Raw genomic sequence first — 6,178 nt, forward strand, 5'->3', positions numbered from 1 at the left:
CAGGTCATGAAATCATTTATAAACAAAGTCTGGGTATCAGTATCTCGCCCAAGTCTACACATTAGCCTGGGTGTACTAACCTTAGGCGGCTTCATCGCCGGTGTTATCTTCTGGGGAGGATTTAATACCGCGTTAGAAGCAACAAATACCGAAGAGTTTTGTATTAGCTGTCATAGCATGGAAAACAACGTGTATCAGGAACTGCAAGAAACGGTTCACTGGAAAAATAATTCTGGTGTTCGTGCAACTTGTCCTGACTGTCACGTCCCCCATGACTGGACTGCAAAAATCGCCCGTAAAATGCAGGCAAGTAAAGAAGTTTTCGCCCAAGTATTTGGTGTCATTGACACTCGTGAAAAGTTTGAAGAAAAACGAATTACGCTTGCACAACACGAATGGGATCGCTTTTCTGCCAACAAATCTCTTGAATGTAAAAACTGTCATGACTACGACAGCATGAATTTCGAGAAGATGAAACCAACGGCCCGTATCCAGATGAAACAAGCGGCTGAACGTGATCAAAGCTGCCTGGATTGCCACAAGGGTATCGCCCATAACCTTCCTCATAACATGGACAGCACTGGCGGCATGATCGCTCAACTTGAGCAGCTAGCGTCAAGTACCAAGTACGAAAAAGGCCAGGACTACGTCAGCGTTCGTCACCTTCCGATGTATGAAGACAAAGCCATGGCAACTGAAGCTGGTTTGCTGAACCCTGCATCGAGTGTCAAAGTGGTTGATGAAGCCGGTGATGCTATTTTGGTAGAAGTCGCAGGCTGGCGTAAAGTGAAAGGCTTTGGCCGTGTGATCCAGGAAGACTTCGGTATGAACATCCCTGTCGGCTCTTTACTCAAAGAAACGGCACAAAACGATGCCCTGATCGAGAAGTTTGAAATCAAAGAAGATGAACTGACCGGTCTTCCTTGGCAGCGTATTAATACCAAGCTGTGGATGAAGAAAGAAGCGCTGCTTGCTGATGTTCAGCCTGTCTGGGAACAAGCGAAGCAGTCTTATCAGACCAACTGTTCAGTGTGTCACACTCAGCCAGCTGAAGATCACTTCGATGCTAACACCTGGCCAGGTATGTTCAACGGTATGATGGCCTTTGTGAACTTCGACACCGACAGCAAAGCGCTGGTACTGAAGTACCTGCAAAAACACTCATCAGATTTTTCTGAAGCTAAACACTAAGCGATTGATGGAGTAATAAGAGTATGTCTGTTAGCAGAAGAAGTTTTCTTAAAGGCATTGCAACAACAAGCGCCGTATCTGTCATTGGCCCTAGCCTGTTAGCTTCGTCAAAAGCAATTGCCGCTGAAACAACCGGAACCTGGAAAGTATCAGGTTCACACTGGGGCGCATTCCGTGCCCACATCTATGCGGGTAAGGTTCAGGAAATCAAACCGCTGGAGATGGATAAATACCCTACCGAGATGCTCGATGGCATTAAAGGGATCATTTACAGCCCGTCGCGTGTTCGTTACCCGATGGTGCGCCTTGACTGGCTGAAGAAGCATAAGTACAGCGGTGAAACCCGCGGTAACAACCGTTTTATCCGCGTTACCTGGGATGAAGCATTAGATCTGTTCTACCGCGAGCTTGAGCGCGTTCAGAAAGATTACGGTCCATGGGCACTTCACGCAGGCCAAACGGGCTGGCGCCAAACAGGTCAGTTTCACAGCTGTACCAGCCACATGCAGCGCGCTGTAGGTATGCACGGTAACTTCATCACTAAAGTCGGTGATTACTCTACCGGTGCCGGCCAAACCGTACTGCCGTATGTCTTAGGTTCAACAGAGGTTTATGCACAAGGTACCTCTTGGTCTGAAATTCTGGATCACAGTAAGAACATCGTACTATGGGCAACAGATCCCGTTAAAAACCTGCAGGTTGGCTGGAACTGTGAAACCCACGAGTCATTTGCTTACCTTGAGCAACTGAAAGAAAAAGTAACGAAAGGCGAAATCAACGTACTGTCTGTCGATCCGGTTAAGAACAAGACGCAACGTTACTTAGGTAACGAGCACATGTTCATCAACCCGCAGACTGACGTAGCATTCATGCTGGCCGTTGCGCATACGCTGTACACTGAAGATCTTTACGATAAAAAATTCGTAAAAACTTATTGCTTAGGCTTTGATGATTTTGTCCCTTACCTGACTGGTGAGAGCAAAGATAAGATTGAGAAAACCCCTGAGTGGGCAGCAGAGATCTGTGGCGTAACGGCTGATGAAATCCGTGACTTTGCCCGAATGCTGGTTTCTGATCGTACTCAGATCCTGTTTGGCTGGTCTATTCAACGTCAGCAGCATGGTGAACAGCCATATTGGATGGGTGCTGTTATCGCTGCAATGGTTGGCCAGATTGGTCTGCCTGGTGGCGGTGTCTCTTATGGTCACCACTACAGTTCAATCGGCGTTCCGTCGACTGGCTTTGCAGCGCCTGGCGGCTTCCCGCGTAACGTTGACCAGGGCCAGAAGCCGAAGTGGGATAACGACGACTTCAACGGCTACAGCCGTACTATCCCTGTTGCACGCTGGATCGACTGTTTGCTTGAACCAGGCAAAGAGATTAAATACAACGGCTCAAAAGTGAAGCTGCCAGATTACAAAATGATGGTGATCAGCGGCAACAACCCATGGCATCACCACCAGGACCGTAACCGTATGAAGCAGGCTTTCCAGAAGCTGCAGACGGTTGTGACGGTTGATTTTGCCTGGACAGCAACTTGCCGTTTCTCTGATATTGTTCTGCCAGCCTGTACCCAGTTTGAACGAAATGATATCGATATTTACGGTTCATACAGCGGCCGCGGTTTGCTTGCGATGCACAAACTGGTTGATCCTCTGTATCAGTCAAAAACTGACTTTGATATCTTCACAGAACTGTCCCGCCGTTTCGGTCGCCACAAAGAGTACACCCGTGGTATGGATGAGATGGAATGGGTACGCTCACTGTACTCAGACTGTCGTAATGCGAACAAAGGCAAATTTGATATGCCTGAATTCGATGAGTTCTGGGAAAAAGGTGTACTTGATTTTGGTGAAGGTAAACCGTGGGTTCGTCATGCTGACTTCCGCGAAGATCCGGAAATTAACGCATTAGGTACCCCATCCGGCTTTATCGAAATCTTCAGCCGTAAGATCGACCGCTTTGGTTACAAAGAGTGCCAGGGGCACCCAATGTGGTTTGAGAAGAACGAACGTTCTCACGGTGGTCCGGGCTCGAAGAAACACCCATTCTGGATGCAGTCTTGTCACCCGGACAAGCGCTTGCACTCACAGATGTGTGAATCTGAAGAATACCGTGCAACCTACGCGGTTAAAGGTCGTGAGCCAATTTACATCAACCCAAAAGATGCTGCCGCTAAAGGCATTAAAGACGGCGATCTGGTTCGCGTATTTAATGACCGTGGTCAGCTACTGGCTGGCGCTGTGCTTACCGACAGTTACGCTCCGGGCGTTGTTCGAATCGAGGAAGGCGCTTGGTATGGTCCGCTGAACGAGAAAGTCGGTGCCATCTGTACTTATGGCGATCCGAATACCCTGACTCAGGATATTCCATCATCAGAGCTTGCTCAGGCAACCAGTGCAAATACCTGTCTGGTTAATTTTGAGAAGTATACTGGCGTGGTTCCACCAGTGACTGCATTCGGTGGTCCAATCGAAGTCAGCTAAGGCAAATCTGAACAATATGTAGCTAACGACAAAGCCACCTGTATTTTTTTAAAATGCAGGTGGCTTTTTTCCTATCGATTTTCTTCACTCTCTCTTATACCTAAGCCATTTAATATATTCTCCCCTCCACTTTAGCGTTTCATCTATATTCAGCAGTTCAAATTAATACTTTTGTCTATGCATCAAATGGTTGATGATTTTAATATTGAGGCGTAAATTGATGTTATAACAAATAAGAGAGAGTCTGAACGTGCTTGCTTATATCCTTGAAATGGTGTGCATTGTCGCTTTTGCACTCAGTGGTGTAATGGTTGATTCAAACAGGGGGAAAGATATTCTCAGCGTATTGCTGCTAGGCTGGGTTACGGCCTTAGGTGGTGGAACACTTCGAGATATCATCATTAATGCCGATCAAGTATTTTGGATTCGTGATCCTACCTATTTCTGGGTTGCACTGGGAAGCAGCTGTGCCGGCTTTTTTCTAATTACCGAAATACGAAAGTCAAAAGTAGAGAAGATGGTTATTTTATTCGACACAATAGGTGTCTCGATGTTTTCTGTTCTGGTGACCGCAAAATTGTATTCAACAGGCTATGCCGCTTACGTTGCCATCTTTATGGGCATGGTCACAGCCGTTTTTGGTGGCGTGATCAGAGACATTCTCTCCCACCGCTTAAACATGTTTAACAACACCGAACTCTATGCGACACCAATAATTATGGGTAGTAGCTTGTATATTGTAATGCACAATGTGGGGGTTATTGATTACATCGCATCCATCTTTTGTATGACACTCATTGTCGTTATGCGGTTATATGTGATGGTTAAGCGTGTCAGGTTTCCAGATTTTTTAATCTTAAAATAACAGCCTGACCATTTTGATGGTTGCTTACTTACAGTAATATACGCTGCACAATGGGCGGTAAAGCGTGACAATTCTCGGAGTGAGAGATCTCCACCTAACATTCAAACAGTAAGTGTTCTCTTGCTCGCTTGGGGGCATACCGCTTTAGAATAACGACTCTAATTTTTGGTGATTTCACCGCTAAATTCAGCCTTTCCTATCACACATTTGCCCCAAATCAAGTTAGAGTCATGACTCATTTACAATCTGTTAATACCGATTCCCCCTAATTATGCTCATGTCTGGCAGAGTCTAGGACGAGTGAATTAAGATACACAAAAGGCCGCATCTGCGGCCTTACATGTTTTGTTTTGTTTGAGACGCTTTACGGGTGTTATGGTAAACAACGATAAAGAACTACTAATCTGTCAGCTCACTGAGTTCCTCTTTCCCCTTACAATTTATTTCATTTCCGAAAACTTCCTGCATCCAAATCTCGGCTTCAGCTAATGTGTAAAATGTTCTAAATCGCATATCTTTCATAAAGACAGTTTCACATTTAAACAGTTGGAGCGTTAAATCTGATTTGGTTACGAGAGCAAACGCTGTAAAWTTTGGCATAAGTTCTTTTATGTATAGGTATACAAGTGGATCGATTGAGGTGTTTCTTAGCCTGATATCAATGAGTCCAAAGTTGCCGGAAATATTATTTTTAACGACATCATTCAGTGCATCTACCTCACATTTGGATATATTCATGTATTCCACAGTCTCGGCGATCACGATGTTTCCACAAACTTTAAATTTCACTGGTGATGACATGGATACCTCAATAAAAATATCTACAAATGAAACCAARCGRGCAGTGTAGCTCCGATAAAAGGCGGGGGATAACGACCGTCAGGCCAGACGTTATAGGTAACGTGAAATCGTGAMRYYGTGACGCTGTGACGGAGARTACCCGACTGATTTGGTAGGATTTAAGTCTTACCCACGGACAAGAAAGGCCGCCTRGGGCGATCTCTCAGAACTACGGTTAACGGGCATTACGTTAATGCATAACGTTGATAAATGGCTTTCCACATCCCTGTAAATCCCTATGGCCGTACCGAATGCTCAACTTTAAAGCACAGCCCGAAAAGCCTGTGATACTGTATGCCACAGCGCTCATATTTGATACCAAGCGATATGTGATCGGCTAACGGCCAGATACAAAAAAAAGCCGCCAGAAGAAGCGGCTTGATCAAAAATCACCAATGAAAAGGACGCTCAACTGATAGGACAGGCATACTTAAGAAACCGATAGGACAGGCATACTTAAGAAACCATCAATCCTGTTAGTTTCACTCCATAGCAACACCAATCCCAATCTGATCCTCTGCCCCTTTTAAAGTCTGGCATATGAACTATGGTCATTATTCAACCAGCAAGGATTGACTCATGACCACCGCCAGAAAACAACAAATAAGCCTGGAATCAACACCCTACTACCACTGTGTTTCACGCTGTGTGCGGCGCACCTTTCTCTGTGGTTACGATGAAGCAACAGAAACGTCTTTTGAACACCGTCGCGAGTGGATTGAAACGAAGATCAAACAACTCAGCAGTATCTATTGCATTGATATTTGTGCCTACTCAGTAATGAGTAACCACTACC

The 6,178-nt window shown here is 45.5% G+C and carries 5 protein-coding genes; 4 read left to right on the top strand and 1 reads right to left on the bottom strand.

From position 1 onward, the window contains the following. Nucleotides 1-6 precede the first annotated feature (6 nt). The 3 genes from torC to L4D76_RS21185 all read left to right on the top strand — a co-directional run bounded on the left by torC (nucleotide 7) and on the right by L4D76_RS21185 (nucleotide 4,542). Nucleotides 7-1,191: a pentaheme c-type cytochrome TorC gene (torC, locus tag L4D76_RS21175; RefSeq protein WP_428442861.1), complete on the top strand. Its 1,185-nt coding sequence runs from the start codon at nucleotides 7-9 to the stop codon at nucleotides 1,189-1,191. A gap of 23 nt (nucleotides 1,192-1,214) precedes the next feature. After that, nucleotides 1,215-3,677 (top strand): trimethylamine-N-oxide reductase TorA, encoded by a 2,463-nt coding sequence (gene torA, locus L4D76_RS21180; RefSeq protein WP_428442862.1) that lies wholly within the window; start codon nucleotides 1,215-1,217, stop codon nucleotides 3,675-3,677. 250 nt (nucleotides 3,678-3,927) lie between these two features. After that, on the top strand, nucleotides 3,928-4,542 hold the full coding sequence (locus L4D76_RS21185; RefSeq protein WP_428442863.1) for a trimeric intracellular cation channel family protein: 615 nt from the start codon (nucleotides 3,928-3,930) through the stop codon (nucleotides 4,540-4,542). A 399-nt stretch (nucleotides 4,543-4,941) separates the two neighbouring features. Here L4D76_RS21185 and L4D76_RS21190 read toward each other — a convergent pair whose 3' ends face one another. Beyond that, nucleotides 4,942-5,343 (bottom strand): hypothetical protein, encoded by a 402-nt coding sequence (locus L4D76_RS21190; RefSeq protein ID WP_428442864.1) that lies wholly within the window; start codon nucleotides 5,341-5,343, stop codon nucleotides 4,942-4,944. A 618-nt stretch (nucleotides 5,344-5,961) separates the two neighbouring features. On the opposite strand from L4D76_RS21190, the gene L4D76_RS21195 reads away from it, so the two are divergent. After that, nucleotides 5,962-6,178 (top strand): transposase (locus L4D76_RS21195; RefSeq protein WP_489686030.1); only part of this gene is annotated, 217 nt, incomplete at its 3' end.

Source organism: Photobacterium sagamiensis (assembly GCF_050337085.1).
In the GTDB taxonomy this organism is placed as follows: domain Bacteria; phylum Pseudomonadota; class Gammaproteobacteria; order Enterobacterales; family Vibrionaceae; genus Photobacterium; species Photobacterium sagamiensis.